Source organism: Hymenobacter caeli (assembly GCF_013294115.1).
GTDB lineage: Bacteria > Bacteroidota > Bacteroidia > Cytophagales > Hymenobacteraceae > Hymenobacter > Hymenobacter caeli.
Window position 1 is genome coordinate 139,714 of record NZ_JABSNP010000012.1, and the last position, 17,620, is coordinate 157,333.

The window sequence follows — 17,620 nt, forward strand, 5'->3', positions numbered from 1 at the left end:
TGTGGACTGGTATTCCGGGCTTTTTGCGGCAGTGCCTGCCCCTGCCCTGATGCGTACGGTAAGCGATGGTAAAATAGCCATCTTTCCGCTTCCGCCGCTGCTCTCGGCACTCCGATTACCCGCGCTATTTTGCCGGCTAACTGGTACTTATATTGCTTACAGTGAATATTTTACCTATTCCACCCATGTGAAAGCAATGCTCATGCTGCTCGGCGGTTTGGTACTGGGCAGTTGTAGCCAGCCAATGAATTCTTGTCGCCTTTGCTCATGCCCGGCACACTGTCCATTTTGCCGTTGGTAGCGGTGTGCTTGGTTTGGGCGGGGAGTACTTCTTGATTGGCCGCTTGGAGCCCTGGCGCGTTAGGCCTTCGCCGCCAGCACTTCGCGCACTTTTGTCCAGCGGATGTCGGGGTACCGGTCGTTGTCCAGGGGGGCGGAGTTGGGGGGCATGGTGAACATGTTGTGCAGGTACTGCATGCCCTGCCAGGGCGGAAACACCTCGTTGGGGGCCGGCGCGAGCCGACGGGCGATTTTAATCATCAGCTGCAAGAGCCACGGGCCGCCGGCCCGCAGCAGGCGGAAGCGGCGGCCGGTCACGGAAGTGGCGGCGGCCCGGAGGTCGCGCACGGTGGCTACTTCGCCGGCCACGTGCAGGTAGCGGGGCGTGGTGGGGTCGAGGGCGGCAGCGGCGGTGAAGGCGGCCGTGTTGGCGATGGTGGTGAAGCGGAGCGGCTGGTCGGTGCGGCCCCAGTACAATACCCGCCGGATTTTGAAGAGCACCACCGGGGCCTGCCCGGTCAGCAAGTCTGCGAACATGCCGTTGAGGACGGACGTGGCTTGGATGGGGGCCCCATCGAGCCGCTGGCCGAACGCGCGGCGCAGGTCGAGGTTGCGGTTGGAGCCGGCGGGCAGCTTGGTGAAGTCGATGGAGTAGTCGGATGGGATGAAGCGGGGCACGCCGGCGGCCACGGCCGCGTCGAGCAGCCGCGTTTGCGCGTCCACAATCACGTCGCGCAGCCCTGACAGCGCCGACACGACGCAGGCCGCGCCCGCGCAGGCGGCCGTCAGGGCCCCCACGTCGTCGAAACCAACCTCTACCACGGTGGCCCCGCGCTCGCGCAGCAAGGCCACCGCCGGCTTGGCGTTGCCCGGGCGCACGAGGGCCCGCACGAGGCCCCCCCGCGCCAGCAGCTCCAGCCCGATGCGGTGGCCCAGGTCGCCGGCGGCCCCGGCCAGCACAACGAGGGCGGGGGCGGCGAGCGGGCGGCTTTGCGTAACTAATTCAGGTTCTGCCACAACTGAGAAAATATAGATTAAAGGATTAAGCAAGCCCCTGCGCACGTCGGCGAGCGGGTACGAGGCGGGCACGAACACCAAACCGATTTATGGGCGGCTTCGGGTAACAACGCGGCCGGTGGGGCAATCTTGGAGCCGGAGTGTGGTAGCGCGAGCTCTGCAGCTTGCATTCCTACACCAGTTGAACGGCGCAACTGGCGCGGGGACGCGAACCACAAAGTTCGCGCTGTTGATTGCCGGTACGTACTCCGGTTCCCCAACCGCTCTAATTCAGCCCTACTTTGCCTTTCATTGACTCGAACAGCTTGGGCGAATCGAAGCCGACGCCGTGCTTGAACACGATTTCCATCTGGCGGAGCTGGTGGATGTCCTGCTCGGGGTCGCCGTTTATCAGCACGAGGTCGGCTTGCTTGCCGGCTTCGATGGTGCCGATTTCCTGGTCGCGGCCCAGGTAGCGGGCCCCGTTCAGGGTGCAGATTTTGATGGCCTCGCGCGGGGTGAAGCCGCCCTCGACGAGCAGCTCGACTTCGCGGCGGTTGGCGTAGCCGGCGATGGTGCGGCCCGCGCCGGTGGGGTCGGTACCGGCCACGAGCAGGCCCCCGGCGTCGTAAAACTGCTTTTCCCAGCCCTGCTCCTTTTTAAAGAGCGCCACGCTGGCCGAGTCCTTGCCCTGGCTGGCCTGCCAGGTGGCCGTTTCGCGCTCTTGCAGCTGCGGAATCAGGGCGTCGAGGCCGCCGCCCAGCACCACTTCGCGGCCGGTGTAGGGCTCGAACACGGGCAGTGTGGAGGTGAGGGCCACGTTTTTGCTAATCAGGAATTTGATGAGGCCGGTCACGGCCGGGCTATTGGCCGGCTGGCGCAGCAGGCCCTGGCGGGCGGCGGGGTAGTCGCAGGCGTCGGCCGTTTTGCCGGGCACGAAGTCGGAGCTGGCCATGAAACCGTGCTCGAGGTTGTCGATGCCGAGTTCGGCGGCCTCGCGGTAAGTGAGGGCGCAGAGGTGGCCGGTTACTTTGAGGTGGCGGGCGTGGGCTTCGGCCACCACGGCGGCCAGGTCGGCGCGGGTGGCGTGCATGTACATCTTGAACGACGTGCAGCCCTTATCGGCCCAGAACTTGGTGCTCGCGGTGGCATCGGCGGGGCCCTTGATGGTGTTCAGGGCCGGAATGTCCAGGCCCGGTTCCTCCATGTAGGGGGCCGTCACGTCCATGTCGGGGCCGATGAACTTGCCCTCGCCGATGAGCCGCTGGATGGCCAGGTCGGTCTGGGGCTCGATGCTGCCGGCCGTGCGGATGGTGGTGGCCCCGCCCGCCAGGTAGAGGCGCGGAAACGAGTACGGCATCTGGGCAATGTTGAAGAGGCCGCCCGCCGGCATGGTGTAATACAGGTGCTCGTGCAACATCACCAGCCCAGGAATCAGCGTTTTACCCGCGCAGTTGATGACCTGGGTCCCGGGCGGCACTTTCACTTTCCTGTTGGGCCCCACCTGTTCGATGCGGCCGTCGCGCAGCAGTACGGTTTGGTGCAGCAGCGCCGGCCGGCCGGTGCCATCGATAACCTTGGCGTCGGTAAGGGCCACCACCGGCGCGTTCACCTTGATGAACGCCTGCACCTGCGGGGTGAAGGCGGGCGGGGCCTGCGCCCGGGCGGGCACGGCGGCAGCCAGGCCGAAGAGGGCCCCGAGCACGGGGCGGAACAGCAGTGATTGTTTCATAAGCGCCAGCGGGAATGCGGCCGTAATATCGACCAATCCCGGCCGGCAAGCCCCCCAACGTCCGAACAAGCGCTGCCCCTGCGCGCAGCTGGCAGTTTCCGGTGCGGCCGGCACCAATAGCTGCGGGGCCGGTACCCTGGGCCCCGCGGCAGGTCATGTTTCCGTAAACCCTCCTACCGGCTCGCTATGCTGGGGCGGCCTTTGGGAAGCGTGGCGGTGGCTTTATTCGCAGTTACGCGCCAGATTTTATTGCCCGCGTCGTCCATCACCAGCAGGGCCCCGTCAGACAGTGTGACGACGCCCACGGGGCGCCCGTAGGCCTTGTCCGAGTCGCCGCCCACCAGGAAGCCGGTCAGGAAATCTTCGGGCTTACCGCTGGGCTTGCCGTTTTTGAAAGGCACAAAGGCCACTTTGTAGCCCGAGTAGGCCGAGCGGTTCCAGGAGCCGTGCTCGCCCACAAACGCGCCGTTCTGGTACTTGGCGGGGAAGGCTTTCTGGTCGTAGAAGGTGAGGCCCAGGGCGGCCACGTGGGGGCCCATCGGCACGTCGGGCACGATGGCTTTGGCCACCATTTCGGGGTGCTCGCCCTTGCGGCGCGGGTCTTCGTTCTGGCCGTAATACGAGTAGGGCCAGCCGTAGAAGCCGCCTTCCTTCACGCTGGTGATGTAGTCGGGCACCAGCTCGTCGCCCAACTCGTCGCGCTCGTTCACGGCGGCCCACAGCGTGGCCGTGCCGGGGTAGTACGCCAGGCCGATGGGGTTGCGCAGGCCGCTGGCGAAGGTTTTCTCGCCCGTGCCGTCGGGGTTGATTTGCAGGATATTGGCGCGGCGCACCTCGTTGGCGGCCCCGTTCTCCATCACGTTGCTGCCCGAGCCCACGGTCACGTAAATCTTCTTGTTATCCTTGCTGGCCAGCAGGTTGCGGGTCCAGTGGTTGTTGTAGCCGCCCTCGGGCAGGCTCAGAATTTTCTGGCCCGGGCCGGTGATTTTTGTGGCCCCGGTCTGGTAGGCGAAGCGCAACACCCCGTCGGTGTTGGCCACGTAGAACGAATTACCCAGCACGAGCATCCCAAACGGCTGCTTCAGGCCCGCCAGGAACACCGTGCGCACGTCGGGCTTGCCGTCGTGGTCGGTGTCGCGCAGCAGCGTCACGCGGTTGGCGCTGGTGGCTTGCAGCGAGCGGGACTTGTCGAGGTGCAGCGCGGCGGCAATCTCCTTTTTCGTGCCCTTGGGCAGCGTGGTGGCTTCGGCCACCAGCACGTCGCCGTTGGGCGCCACGTAGGCCCAGCGCGGGCTTTCGAGGGCCCCGGCAAATTCCGTCACCGTGAAGCCGGCGGGGGCGGTGGGCGTTTTGCCCGCGGGCCAGTCGATGATGTCCACTTTTTTGCTCACCGACTTGCTGGCGTAGGGCGCGGGCAGGTTCACCGCTTCGGCGGCGGGGGTGGTGAGGGTTTGGGCCGGGTTGTCGGCGGCGGCGGCCTGTTTTTCCTGCTGGCTGGGGCCGCTGTTGCAGGCGGCCAGCAGGCCCAGGCTGGCCAGCAGCAGGGCGTTTCTGAATTGCATATAATCGGAAATAGAAGTAGAACACGGGGCCCCGCCGCCGAAGCGCGCCGGGGCCCCGTGTTCTACACTATTCATTCACAATTAGTTGCTGCGCGGGGGCGGGGGCCCCTAGTTGTTGGGCGCGGCGGGGGCCGGGTTTTTCACGTACTTGTTCAGCCACGAATCCATCTCCCACAGCATGTGGAGCAGGTTTTCGCGGGCGGCGTAGCTGTGGGCCTCGGCGGGCAGCACCACGTAGCGGGCGGTGGCCCCCTCCCCTTTCAGGGCCGCGTAAAACCGCTCGCTCTGGATGGGAAAAGTGCCCGAGTTGTTGTCGGCCTCGCCGTGAATAAGCAGGATGGGGGCCTTAATTTTGTCGGCGAAGTTGAACGGCGACATGGCGTTGTACACGCCCGGGGCCTGCCAGAACGTGCGCTCCTCGCCCTGGAACCCAAAGGGCGTGAGCGTGCGGTTATAAGCCCCGCTGCGAGCAATACCGGCCTTGAACAAGTCGCAATGCGCCAGCAGGTTGGCCGTCATAAACGCGCCGTAGGAGTGGCCCATCACGGCCACCCGGCCGGCGTCCACCACCCCGAGGCGAGCCCCTTCGTCGATGGCGGCCTTGGCCCCGGCCACCAGCTGCTCGACGTAGGTGTCGTTGGGCTCTTGGGTGCCCTCGCCCACAATCGGGATGCTGGCATTTTGCAGCACGGCGTAGCCCTGCGTCACCCAAAAGACGGGGGTGTTCCAATTCAGGCGCGTGAAGGCGTAGGGCGAGCCCGTGACCTGCCCGGCGCTGCCTTTATCCTTGAATTCCAGCGGGTACGCCTCCATCAGCGTGGGCAGGGGCCCGTCGGTCTTTTTGTAGCCGGGCGGCAGGTAAAGGTTGGCGGTGAGGTCCACGCCGTCGGCCCGCTTGTACTTGAGCACCTGCTTGCGAAAGCTCCCGCCAAAGGCCGCGTAGGGATTGGCGAAGTGCGTGAGGGCCAGTGGCGGGCCTTTTTTATTAGCGTCGTGCAGGTAGTAGTTGGGCACCTGGTCCACGGTCTCGCGGCGCGTGAGCAGCGTGCGGTGGCGGCCGCTGGCGTCCAGGATGGCCACCGGCACCTCGTAGTACGGCGCGGCCGACCGCCACCAGCGGGTGGTCTGGTGGGTTTGCAGGTCCAGCTCGTCCACGAAGGGCCGGTCGCCTTCGGGCGAGGCCCCGGCCCCCACCAGGTAGATGGAATGGCCGGTGGGCCCGCCCGTCAGCAACACGCTGCGGCCCTGGGCGTTGCGGTGGGTGTAAGGGTCGCCGGGGTTATGGTACGTGTCCTCCGACGAGCCGTCGAACAGCACCGCCAGCGGTGTGCCGGGGCCCCCGGGGTCGAGCTGCCAGGTGGTTTCGTGGCGGTCGGCCCGACGCGAGCCGCTCACCAGCGCCAAATGCTCATTGCCCCAGGTTATGCCGTCGTAGCGCAGCGGCAAGGCCGCCAGCTCCTGCGCGGGGCCCGCAAACGGGGCCCCCAGCAGGTACACCTTGTCGCGCACAGTGGCCGGGCGCTTGGGGTCGCCGCCGTCCTGGGCCTCCACGTAGCAGAGCGTGGCGGGCGCGTCGGTGCGCCAGGCGTGGTCGCGCGGGCCGGTGGGCACGGCATCGAAGCTGGTGGGCACGGCGTCGGCCAGGGGCAGGTCGGCCACGGTTTTCACCACCGCGCCCGTGGCCAGGTCCAGCACGTCGAGGCGCTGCGGGAAGCTGCTCACCGGCAGCGTGTAGGAGTAGGGGCGGTGGCGGGCGCGCACCAGCACGAAGCGCCCGTCGGGCGAGGCCGACGCGGTTTGCAGCACGCCCGGGGCCCCCAGCGGCTGGGCGCGGCCGTCGGCCAGGGCCACTTGCACCAGCTGGGCCGTGGCGTAGTAGTCGAACAGGCGCTCGTCGGCGGGGCTTTTCAGCAGGTCCTGGTAGGTGCGGGCCCCGGACTTCGGGCCGCCGCCGGTTTCCTGCACGGCGGGGCCCGTGGGGGCCGCGTCGGCGGCCGGGGCCGGGCCGCGCCCGGCGGGCACGGTGCGGGCCAGCAGGCCGCGGCCGTCGGGCAGCCACTCAAACGAGTTGCCGAACGCATCGTTGAGCGGCGCGGCCAGCAGGCGGCGGGCCGTGGCAGCGGCCACGTCGGCTACCCACAGCTCCACGCGGCCGGGCCCCGCGGCATCGGCCGGCACGGTGAGGGCAAAGGCCAGGTGGGCATTGTCGGGCGACCAGCTCAAGCCGCTGATGCGGGCCTGGGCCGGCAGGCCGCTTACCGGCACCTCGGGCCCGTTGGGCAGCTTTTTGAGTTTCATATCCACCGCGTAGCTCACGCGGCTGGGGCCGTTGGTGCGCGGGTTGAGGCGCAGGCCGGCCAGGCGCAGCTCGGGCTGGGCCAGCTCGGCCACCGTCGGGAAATCCTGCACGGCCAGTAGCGCCAGGTACTGGCCGTTCGAGGCCGGGCTCACGCGGGGCGTGGGCGGGGCCAGCAGCAGGTCGCGGATGGCGGCCGGCGGCGTCTGGTACTTGAATTCCTGGGCCTGGGCCAGCGCGGCCGTGCCCAGCAGCAGCAAAGTGGGAAGCAGTTTCTGCATGAGCAAAGTACTAAAAAAAACCGGCACGGTGCCGGGCTCACAAGATAGTGCAACGGGGCTATATTCAGCAGTTGAGGGCCCGGCACCCCGGTCCGTTGTACCCAAATAAAAACGGCCCGCTGCGCAGCGGGCCGTTTTCAAGCTTCAAATAAAGCGCTGCGGGCTTACTTCCGGCGCGCCTATTTCCTCGTCCCGGCCGCCTTGTCGGTGGCCTTCAACTCGAGGACGGTCGGGGCCGCGCCGTACCGAGTTTCGGCCGGGTTGGCCTCGCCGGTGGCGTAAGGGTCGAAGTCCACACGGCGGTTTTGGGCCCGGCCGGCGGCGGTCTTGTTGGGGGCAATGGGCTTGCGTTCGCCGTAGCCCCGGGTTTCAATCCGGGCTTCGGGCACACCCTTGCTGATGAGGTAATCGCGCACGGCGTTGGCCCGGCGGTTCGACAGCGGCAGGTTGTAGGCCTCGCTGCCGGTGTTGTCGGTGTGGCCGGCGATGCTTAGGGTGTAGTCCGGGTACTGGTTCAGGAGCTGGGCCAGCTCGTCGAGGGCAACATTTGAATCCGGCGTCAGACGGGCCTTGTTGAGGGCGAAGCGGATGTACTTGGTGGCCTTCTGGTCGGGGCTCATCTCGGGGCAGCCGCTGGCGTTCACCTTGGTGCCGGCCGGGGTGTTGGGGCACTTATCGTCGGCGTCGGCCACGCCGTCGCCGTCGGCGTCCAGCGGACAGCCGCTGGCGTCCACTTTCACGCCGGCCGGCGTGTTGGGGCACTTGTCGAGGTAGTCGGCCACGCCGTCGCCGTCGGCGTCCAGCGGGCAGCCGCTGGCGTCCACTTTCACGCCGGCCGGCGTGTTGGGGCACTTGTCGTCGGCGTCGGCCACGCCGTCGCCGTCGGCATCCGGGCAGCCTTGCAGGGCCGCCAGGCCTTTCACGTCGGGGCACTTGTCCTGGTAGTCGGGCACGCCGTCAGCATCCTTGTCGAGCGGGCAGCCGGTGGGGTCCACGGCCACGCCGGCGGGCGTGTCGGGGCACTTGTCTTTGCGGTCGGGCACCCCGTCGCCGTCGGTGTCCTTGGCTTTGCCGAGGGCCAGGGTCAGGCCCACCGAATGCACCAGGAAGTCGTCGTAGCGGTTGTCCGACGCGCTGTACACGTTGTCCGTCCGCTCGGTGAGCGGGTAGTGGTAGGTCGTCTGCACGTCCAGGAACAGGGCCGGCGAAAGACGGAAGCGCAGCAGCGCCCCCCCAAAGAAATCGGGCCGGCCAATGGCGTTATCGAAGCCCACCGCGCCGTTGTTACCCACGCTGTGCGCCACGTAAAACCCGCCGCCGCCGATGATGGCCGGCTGGATAAAGGCGTCTTCCTTCAGCAGGTGGCCATTATTGAGTTTCAGCTTCAAGGCCAAATCCACGAAGCCCGACTTCACTTCAAAGCCCGAATTTTGGAGGTAGGGCTGGTTTTTGGGGAATCGGTACAGCTCGTAGTTGCCCATCAGGCCGAGGTCGAACGACGGCGAGAGGTAGCGGGTGATGGCCGCGCCGCCGCCGAAGCGCAGGCCTTCGCGGCCCAGGTTCCACCAGTCGTTGCCCAGCTCGCCGCGGTACTGCAACACGCTGGCATTGCCACTGATGGCGGTTTTGTGGTCGGCCGTTTGGGCTTGCACGGCCTGGGGGGCTCCGAGCGATGCGCCCAGCAACGCGAAACCGGGCACCAAGGCCCGGGACGAGAAGAGGTTTAATTTCATACGGAAGAAGAATTAGGCAACAATTCCTTAAAGAAGGAACACTGCCCTATACTTTCATCCTCGTAAAAAGTTGCTTAAAACCAACAGGGGCGCGGTTTTGAACCCGTTTCCTCCTACAGCCGGCCGTAGTTCAGCCCCAGAATCAGCACGATGCCGATAACCATCAGGATGAGGTAGGTTTCCACGGCCCCGGTTTGCACGTAGCGCAGCAAAAAGCCGCCGCCCTGCACGGCCCGCCCGAAGCCGTTGGTGAGGGGGTTGATGACGCCGTTCTCCACGAATTTGTAGAGGCCGCGCGACAGGGCCATCGTGGGCTTCACGAACAGGGTATTGTACAGCTCGTCGATGTAGTACTTGTGGTACACCAGGTTTTCGGGGGCCGAGCGGTGGGCATCGTCGGCCACGGGGCGCTCGGCGCGGGCCACGTACAGCACGTAGGCCAGCACGGTGCCCAGCACGCCGGCCGCCACCGACAACCCAATGAGCATCAGCTCGGTGCCGTGGTCGGGCTCCAGGGCGAAGGCGGCCGGGTTGATTCGGCGCGAGTAGGTGAAGAGCGGGGCCAGGTAGTCGGCCAGGTAGTGCTTGCCCAGCAGCATGGGGGCCCCCATGAAGCCGCCCACGGCCGCCAGAATGGCTAGGATAACGAGCGGCAGCGTCATGGTGGCCGGCGACTCGTGCAGGTGCTGCCGCTGCTTTTCGGTGCCCCGGAACTCGCCGAAGAAGGCCAGAAACAGCAGCCGGAACATGTAAAAGGCCGTCAGGAACGAGGTGAACAGGCCCACGGCCCACATCACCTTGCTGTGCTCGTACACGTGGCTCAGGATTTCATCCTTGGAAAAGAAGCCCGAAAACGGCGGAATGCCCGAAATGGCCAGGCAGCCGATGAGGAAGGTGAAGAACGTGACGGGCAAGGCTTTGCGCAGGCCGCCCATGCGGCGCAGGTCCTGCTCGTCGCTCATGGCGTGGATGACCGAGCCGGCCCCGAGGAACATCAGGGCCTTGAAAAAGGCGTGGGTGAGCACGTGGAACAAGGCCGATGAATACCCCAGTACGCCCAGCGCCAGGAACATGTAGCCGAGCTGCGACACCGTGGAGTAGGCCAGCACCTTCTTGATGTCGTTCTGGGCCAGGCCGATGGTGGCTGCGAAAAACGCCGTGGCCAGGCCCACGATGCCGATTACTTCCAGCGTTTGGGGGGCCAGGGTGAAGAGCACGTTGGCCCGCAGCACCATGTAGATGCCGGCCGTGACCATCGTAGCGGCGTGGATGAGGGCCGACACCGGCGTGGGGCCCGCCATGGCATCGGGCAGCCAGGTGTAGAGCGGCAGCTGGGCCGACTTGCCCATCGCGCCCACGAACAGCAGCAGCGTGATGGCCGTGCAAATGCCCACCGTGTAGGGCCCGAACTGGCTCAGCGAGGCTTTCTGAAACACCTCGCCGTACTGCACCGAGTTGAAGGTGAGGTAGATGAGGAAGATGCCCAGCAGGAAGCCCAGGTCGCCGATGCGGTTGATGATGAAGGCTTTCTTGGCGGCGTTGTTGTAGCTGGTGTTGGTGTTCCAGAAGCCGATGAGCAGGTACGAGCACAGCCCCACGCCTTCCCAGCCGATGAAGAGAATGACGAAGTTGGAGCCCAGCACCAGCACCAGCATGCTGAAGATGAACAGGTTCAGGAAGCTGAAGAACTTGCCCACGTTCTCGTCGTGGGCCATGTAGCCGATGCTGTACACGTGGATGAGGAAGCCCACGCCCGTCACGAGCAGCAGCATCACCAGGCTGAGCTGGTCGATTTGGTAGCTGAACGGGATTTGCAGCGAGCCCACCGTAATCCAGTCGAACAGCTCGACGGTGTACTGGTACTTGAAGTTGAGGAACAGGACCAGCGAAATGACGAATGAGCCCAGCACCGCGGCGCTGCCGATGAGCCCGGCCACGGTGGCCGACAGCTTCTTGTTCAGCAGGCCGTTCAGCAAAAAGCCCAGGAACGGCAGCAGCGGGATGAGAACGTAGAGGAAGGTAGGGAAAGGGCCGTTGGTGCCGGGCAAAACGATTTCCATCGGGGAAGGAGTGAAGGAGCGGGGAAGGGAATGAGAGGAGACGAGCAGGACGCGGAGTGGAGCGCCGGGGCGCATTCACTCCTGCGCTCATTCACTCACTCACCACTTGAGCCGGCTCAGCAGGTTGACGTCGGTGGTTTGGAAATTGCGGTAAATCATGACGATGATGCCCAGGCCCACGGCCACTTCGGCGGCCGCCACGGCCATGATGAAGAACACGAAAATTTGGCCGTTGGGGTCGGCCCGGTAGGCCGAGAAGGCCGTCAGCAGCACGTTCACGGCGTTCAGCATCAATTCGATGCACATGAAGATGATGATGGCGTTGCGCCGCGTGAGCACCCCCACCACGCCGATGGAAAACAGGGCCGTGGCGAAGAAAACGTAGTATTGGAGCGGAACGGTGCGGATAACTTCGGGGATGGTGGCTTCCATGCGGGGCGGAACGGGCGGAGAATCGGGCCGGGTTTGGGCCGTATTTTGGGCAGGCAAAGGTATCCTGAAAAACCAAACCGCCCGCCGGTTAAAGTATTGCCGGGGGCCCCGCGTCTGCTTGCCCAACATGGAAAACCTGGCCCTTTCGCTCGCTTCTCCCCTCCTCCCGATGACGGCTTCGCAACAGGACCGGCAAATTGCCGACGCCGTGCGCCAGCAGCGCCCGCGGCTGCTGCAGTTCATCCGCCGCCGCATCCCCGACGAGGCCGAGGCCGAAGACTTGCTGCAAGACGTGTTTGCCGAGCTGGTGGAAAGCTACCGCCTGCTCAAGCCCGTGGAGCAGGCGGCCGCCTGGCTCTTCCGCGTGGCCCGCAACCGCATCATCGACCTCTACCGGCGGCAGCGGCCGGTGTCGCTGGAAGCGGCGTTCGGGGCCGCCGAGGCCGACCCCGACGGCGAAGGCCTGCTGCTGGCCGACCTGCTGCCGGCCCCCGACGACTCGCCCGAAAACCGCCTGCTGCGCGAAACCCTGATGGACGCGCTGTCCGACGCGCTGGCCGAGCTGCCCGCCGCCCAGCGCCAGGTGTTCGTGTGGCACGAGTTGGAAGACAAAAGCTTCAAGGAGATGGAGGCCGAAACCGGCGTGCCCCTCAAAACCCTGATTTCGCGCAAGCATTATGCCGTGCTGCACCTGCGCAAGCGCCTGCAAAAGCTCTACACCGAGCTGTTCACGGATTAAATTATTGGTGGTTGGCGGTTGAATTGTTAATGGCCGAATTGTTGGTAGCACAACAATTAGTAACAATTAATATTCAGCATAAAAACTACAATTATCAATAATTTATTCCGTTGTAAATCAGTAATTTAATAATTTATTGATTTGCGCTTCAAGCATCAAAAATTAATTAATTCCCCCTATCATGAAACGTTCTTTTTGGCTGCTGCGCGGCCTCAAATTCCTCTTCTTTGCGGGCCTATTCGTGGTGGCCGTGCTGCTGCTCACCCGCTACTTGTGGAACGAGCTGGTGCCGCTGCTCTTCCACGGGCCGGCCATCAGCCTGGGCCAAACCTTCGGGCTGCTGGTGCTGAGCCGCCTGCTGTTCGGCGGCTGGGGCGGGCGGGGCGGCGGTTGGGCCCAGAAGCGCCGCGCTTGGCAGCAGCGCATGGCCGGCCGCATGGAAAGCCTCAGCCCCGAGGCCCGCGAGAAATTCCGCCAGCAGATGCAAGCCAAGTGCGGCGGCATGGGCTGGATGCGGCGGCCCGACGCCGCCGCGGCCCCGGCCGCCGCGCAGCAGCCGGCGTAGCGGCCGCCGGGGGCCCAGTTTACTGGCAAACAGCTGGCTACAGAAAAGGCGCGGCCCCAATGGGGCTGCGCCTTTTTTGATGGCCGGTTACCGAACAAGAAGCGTGCAAAGCAGCCCTTGCGCAGCGCCTCACGCCCCCCCTACAGCTTGAGGTCCTTGGTGTTGTCGTCGAGCTGCCGGTCGATGACCATGTTGTAGGGGTCCACGGCCACGGAGGCGGGCTTTTTGCTCACCACGAAGCGCAGCTGGTTGTCGCCGGGGTGCAGGTGGCGCTTCTGGAGCAGCAGCGGCGGCACGGGCTTTTTGTCGGGGCCCAGCTCGGGGAAGATGGCCACGGGCAGGGCGTCGCGGGATTGGTCGGCGGGCTTCTGGGTGCCCAGGCTGTCGGCGTAGAACTTGGCCGACTTCACCGTGAAATCGACCTGGTAGCGGCCGTCGGGCAGCTTTTTGCTGGTGGCGGCCGTCACGCGGTTGTCAAACAGGGTGATGCGCTCGAACTGGTCGGTGAGGTAGGCTTGCAGCGAGTCGGGCGCGGCGCGGCGCAGGTAGCCGATGAACTCCGGGGAGTTGGTGTAGGGCGGCTGCTGAAAGGCCACGGCGGCCACGTACTGCTTCAGGGCCCCGTTCAGCCGGGCCTCGCCCAGGTTGTCCTGCAAGGCGTACATCACCACCGAGCCCTTGCGGTAGTGGATGTACTGCTGGTTTTCGACCAGCGCGAGCGGCACTTCCTTCTTCTGCTCAAAGGCACGGCCGTTGAGGTAGCCGCTCATATCCACTTTCAGGAAGCGCTGCATGGCGGTGGGGCCGTTGTGGTGGCTGAGCACCATGAGGGCCGAATACTCGGCCATGCTTTCGGCCATGAGCGTGCTGCCCTGCACGTTGCCGCCGATAACCTGGTGCGCCCACCACTGGTGCGCCACCTCGTGGGCCGTCACGTAGAAGGGCATGTTGAGGTCCTCGGGGTCCTGGTCGTTTACCTTGGCAATGAAGCCGATGGCCTCGGAGAAGGGCACCGTGTTGGCAAAGCTCTGGGCGAAAGCCTGGTAGCGCGGAAACTCCAGGATGCGCAGCTGCCGGTGCTGGTAGGGCGAAAAGTTCTTCGAGCAGTACGCCAAGGCCTCGCGGGCCCCTTCGGCCATACGCTTGAGGTTGTACTCGTGCCCGGCCTGGTAGTAGATGGTGATGGGCACGGTGCGGTGGCCGGCGCTGTCCACCCACTGGCTTTTGTACTCCTTATAGCGGGCCGAGAGGAAGGTGTAGAAGTTGAGCATGGGCCGGTCCATCACGTAGGTGAAGTAGCGGCGGCCGTCCTGCACCCATTCCTTTTGCAGGTAGCCGGGGGCAATGGCGGTCTGGTCGGCCTCGGTGCTCACAGTGGTGCGGAAGCGAATCCAGTCGGCATCGTTGCTGATGTAAGTGTTCTGGCGGGCCTTCAGGTCGTTCACGTTGGCCATGCGGGGCTTGGGTTGCAGGCCGTAGTTTTTGCGGTCCTGGTCGCCGCTTAGCTCGGCTCTTTCGCGGTAGCCCAGCCCGGGCAGGTAGCCGCTGCTGATGAAGGTGCCGTTGTACACGAGGTCGGTGTTCGAGCCCGAGTTGGGGAAACCCAGCTCCTGGTAGCGCAGGTCCATGCCGAGCACGAGGGAGTCGCCGGGGGCCAGGGGCCGGGCCAGGCGGTAGAGGCGCATGCCGTAAGTAGTGTCGTTCAGGGCCAGGGTGGCCTGGCCGGGCTGGCCCAGCGTGAGGGACCGCACGCGCGGGTTTTGCTCCACGGGAATGTTCACGATGACCGTATCGAGGGCGCGCGCGTGCTTGTTCACCAGCGTGAACCGGCCCCGGAACCGCACGGCGCGGGTGCTGGGGAACAGCTCCGTGTTCAGGTCCACGGCCACGATGCGGGGCTGGGCCACGTCCTTGAGGCGGCGGTACTGCTTTTCGTAGGCCACCTGGCGCTTCTCGCCCGCTTTGGGCGACAGGTACTGGTTCAGCACGTTGGTGTTGTAGAAGATGTAGTAGCCCGCGCCCAGGCTGGTGAGCAGGCCCAGGGCCAGCGCGGCGCTGCTGGCGGGGCCCCAGCGGCGGCGGGCTTCGTGGAGGCGGCCGGCCGTGTCGGTGCCGCGCACCCAGAGCAGGTTGGCCAGCAGCACCAGCAGCAGGGCCACCCCGGCCCACAGCAGCTTGGTCCACCAGAAGGCGGGCAGGAAGTGGCCGTAGCCGTTCATGGCCGAGTACTGGCCCGGCGTGGGGCCGCCGCCGTAGCCCAGCAGCCGGTGCCCCAGCCCCAGCTGGTTGCGGAAAAGGTTGGCCACGTAGTACACCACCACCACGAAAAAGCCGAGGTACTTGTTGTTCACCACCACCTGCGTCACCATGCTCAGCACGCAGAGCAGCAGCAGAAACGGCAGCTCGTACAGGAACAGGGCTTGCAGGTAGAGGCCGATTTCGTAGTGGAAGTACCCTTTAAACGTCTGCACCAGCAGGCCACACGCCATCACCACGGCCAGCAGCACCACCTGCACCAGGCCCAGGGCGGCCAGCTTGCTCAGGAAAGGCACCCAGCTGGGCACGGGCACGGCGTCGGTAATCTGGGCCACGCCGGCCTGCCGCTCGCGCCAGACCAGCTCGCCGCTGTAGAAGATGATGATGGCCAGGAAAAACAGGAAAAACGTGCCCGTGATGGCCTCAATCACCTCATACGTAACGGGGTAGGTAGTCGTATCGAACGATTTGCCCACCTGCGACGACGTGGCCAGCAGCAGGATCACGCCCGCCCCCGCGATGGCCGCAAAGGCCCGGCTGCGCACGATGCCCCAGAACTCCAGCTTGGTCAGGCTCCACCACTGGCGCAGGCTCATGCCGCCCGAGAACACCTGGGCCACGCGCGGCAGGCGCAGGCCCGCGGGCTGCGCCGCCGGGCGGGCGCTGAGGTCCGTTTCGGCCACCAGTGCGGCGCGGCGGGCCTTTTTCTCCGGCTTTTCCGACGCGAAAGCCGAGAACCGGAACCGGGCGTAGCACAGGCCCAGCAGGCCCAGCCCCAGGCCCAGCCACACGGCGCGGTTCAGCAGCACGTAGCTGGAGAGGGGCAGCAGGAGGCGGTTTTTCTCGGCCGACGTCCAGTAGCGGGTCGTGAATTCGAGGGCGGCGAAGCCGTAGGCATCCAGGGCGGCCACGAGGTGCTCGTTCTTGAGGTCCTGCAGGTAGGAGGTGGCGATGGTGTACATCACCAGCAGCAGCACCGAGCCGATGTAAACGGTGAGGATGTTGCGGGTGAGCGTGGCCCCGGTGAAGAAAATGGCCCCCGAAAAAAACAGGTTGGGCAGCACCAGCACCAGGTAAGGCCACACGTAGGTGCCGGCCGGGGCGTGGGCCAGAAACCGGTCGGCTTCCACCCAGGGCATCGCCCCGGCCAGCGCCGCCCCCACCCCAATGCCGCCGAACACCAGCACCGCAATCAGGTAAGAGCCGAAGAACCGGCCGCCCAGGTAGCCAAATTTGCTGATGGGCGTGGTATAGAACAGCGCGTGCGTGCGGTACTCGAAGTCGCGGTACACGGGGTTGCCCATCAGCGAGGAGGCGATGATGACGCCGAACACGCTGAGCACCGCCGTGATGATGTTGAGCGAGAACGGGGAATTGATTTTTACCGACTGCCCGTCGCCGCCGATGGCAATTTTGACCCCCGCGCCGAAGCCGCCCCCGGCCGCCGTCACCAGCAGGAAAGCCATGAGGAACAGCAGCAGGAAATAGATCCAGGTGGCCGGCCGCCGGAGCCGGTAGTTGATTTCAAAGAATAGGATGGGGAGAAACATGCTTTCAATTAAAAATTATGAATTAAAAATTAAAAATGAGCTGGGCGAAAAGGGCCCTGAGAGCACATCAGGCCACGAAGGCACCTTTTTCAATTTTTAATTCATAATTTTTAATTTCCGAAAAGTATACGTCCTCCAAATCCGGGCTCACGGCCTCGAAGCCGCTATCCGGGGCCCCATCGGCCAGCACGTGCACCACGGTTTTGCCCGCAAACAGGCGCGAGCTGATGACCTGCTGGCTGGCCTGCAACGCCGGTAGCTCGGCTTTCTCAATCAACTTCTTCCAGATTTTGCCCTTCAGGTTGTTCATCACCGTGAGCGGGTCGCCGGTGAGCAGCACTTCGCCCTTGTTGATGATGGCCATGTGGCGGCACAGGTCGCTCACGTCGCTCACGATGTGGGTGCTGAGAATCACCACCAGGTTCTCGCCAATCTCGCTCAGCAGGTTGTGGAAGCGGTTACGCTCGGCCGGGTCGAGGCCCGCCGTGGGCTCGTCCACGATGATGAGGCGCGGGTTGCCCAGCAGCGCCTGGGCAATGCCGAAGCGCTGCTTCATGCCGCCCGAGTAGCCGCCCACGTGCTTTTTGCGCACGTCGTAGAGGTTGGTTTGGTGCAGCAGGGCCCCCACCATTTCCTGGCGGTCCTTGCGGCTGGCAATGCCCTTGAGGGTGGCGAAGTGGTCGAGCAAGTCCTCGGCGCTCACGCTGGGGTACACGCCAAACTCCTGGGGCAGGTAGCCCAGCACGCGGCGCACGGCCTCCTTGTCGCGCAGCACGTCGATGCCGTCGAGCACGATGCTACCCGTGTCGGCGTCCTGCAGCGTGGCAATGGTGCGCATCAGGCTGCTTTTGCCCGCCCCGTTGGGCCCCAGCAGGCCAAACATGCCGTTGGGAATGTCGAGGCTAACGTTTTTGAGGGCCCGCGTACCGTTGGGGTACGTTTTGGAAAGGTTGGTAATGGTGAGGGCCATGGGCAGAAAAAAGGTAGATGAAGAGGGAAAGGTAGTGCCGGCAACTAAACAATAGGTATAGAGATATAGTACTCTTGTAAGCTCCCCTTCAAAGTGAGCCAGTCAAAAATAGAGGTCAGGCAGCTTGTCGAAACTCGATGGGGGTTAAGAAGTTAAGGGCCTGATGGGG

The 17,620-nt window shown here is 64.9% G+C and carries 11 protein-coding genes; 2 read left to right on the top strand and 9 right to left on the bottom strand.

The window, feature by feature from the left end:
* Nucleotides 1–360 precede the first annotated feature (360 nt).
* The 7 genes from HNP98_RS13775 to nuoK all read right to left on the bottom strand — a co-directional run bounded on the left by HNP98_RS13775 (nucleotide 361) and on the right by nuoK (nucleotide 11,371).
* Nucleotides 361–1,296, bottom strand: a complete 936-nt coding sequence (locus tag HNP98_RS13775; RefSeq protein ID WP_317171108.1) for an NmrA family NAD(P)-binding protein — start codon at nucleotides 1,294–1,296, stop codon at nucleotides 361–363.
* A 265-nt stretch (nucleotides 1,297–1,561) separates the two neighbouring features.
* Nucleotides 1,562–3,007: an amidohydrolase family protein gene (locus HNP98_RS13780; RefSeq protein WP_173810660.1), complete on the bottom strand. Its 1,446-nt coding sequence runs from the start codon at nucleotides 3,005–3,007 to the stop codon at nucleotides 1,562–1,564.
* Between the two features lie 173 nt (nucleotides 3,008–3,180).
* Nucleotides 3,181–4,569, bottom strand: coding sequence for a PQQ-dependent sugar dehydrogenase (locus HNP98_RS13785; RefSeq protein WP_173810661.1), 1,389 nt, complete (start codon nucleotides 4,567–4,569; stop codon nucleotides 3,181–3,183).
* A 108-nt stretch (nucleotides 4,570–4,677) separates the two neighbouring features.
* Nucleotides 4,678–7,146, bottom strand: a complete 2,469-nt coding sequence (locus tag HNP98_RS13790; protein WP_173810662.1) for an alpha/beta hydrolase family protein — start codon at nucleotides 7,144–7,146, stop codon at nucleotides 4,678–4,680.
* Between the two features lie 179 nt (nucleotides 7,147–7,325).
* Nucleotides 7,326–8,879 carry an OmpA family protein gene (locus HNP98_RS22365; RefSeq protein WP_173810663.1) on the bottom strand — a complete coding sequence of 518 codons (1,554 nt, stop codon included), beginning with the start codon at nucleotides 8,877–8,879 and terminating at the stop codon, nucleotides 7,326–7,328.
* Nucleotides 8,880–8,992: 113 nt separating this feature from the next.
* Complete coding sequence (gene nuoL / locus HNP98_RS13800) at nucleotides 8,993–10,939, bottom strand: NADH-quinone oxidoreductase subunit L (RefSeq protein ID WP_173810664.1); 1,947 nt, start codon at nucleotides 10,937–10,939, stop codon at nucleotides 8,993–8,995.
* Between the two features lie 99 nt (nucleotides 10,940–11,038).
* Complete coding sequence (gene nuoK, locus HNP98_RS13805; RefSeq protein ID WP_173810665.1) at nucleotides 11,039–11,371, bottom strand: NADH-quinone oxidoreductase subunit NuoK; 333 nt, start codon at nucleotides 11,369–11,371, stop codon at nucleotides 11,039–11,041.
* Between the two features lie 169 nt (nucleotides 11,372–11,540).
* On the opposite strand from nuoK, the gene HNP98_RS13810 reads away from it, so the two are divergent.
* Together HNP98_RS13810 and HNP98_RS13815 are read left to right on the top strand one after the other, a co-directional pair.
* Nucleotides 11,541–12,110: an RNA polymerase sigma factor gene (locus HNP98_RS13810; RefSeq protein ID WP_217425771.1), complete on the top strand. Its 570-nt coding sequence runs from the start codon at nucleotides 11,541–11,543 to the stop codon at nucleotides 12,108–12,110.
* Between the two features lie 181 nt (nucleotides 12,111–12,291).
* Nucleotides 12,292–12,675, top strand: coding sequence for a hypothetical protein (locus HNP98_RS13815; protein WP_173810667.1), 384 nt, complete (start codon nucleotides 12,292–12,294; stop codon nucleotides 12,673–12,675).
* A 140-nt stretch (nucleotides 12,676–12,815) separates the two neighbouring features.
* On the opposite strand, the gene HNP98_RS13820 is transcribed toward HNP98_RS13815, so the two are convergent.
* Entirely contained in the window at nucleotides 12,816–16,481 is a 3,666-nt protein-coding gene (locus tag HNP98_RS13820) for a M1 family aminopeptidase (RefSeq protein ID WP_173810668.1), read from the bottom strand.
* 67 nt (nucleotides 16,482–16,548) lie between these two features.
* Complete coding sequence (locus HNP98_RS13825; protein WP_173810669.1) at nucleotides 16,549–17,451, bottom strand: ABC transporter ATP-binding protein; 903 nt, start codon at nucleotides 17,449–17,451, stop codon at nucleotides 16,549–16,551.
* Between the last annotated feature and the right edge of the window lie 169 nt (nucleotides 17,452–17,620).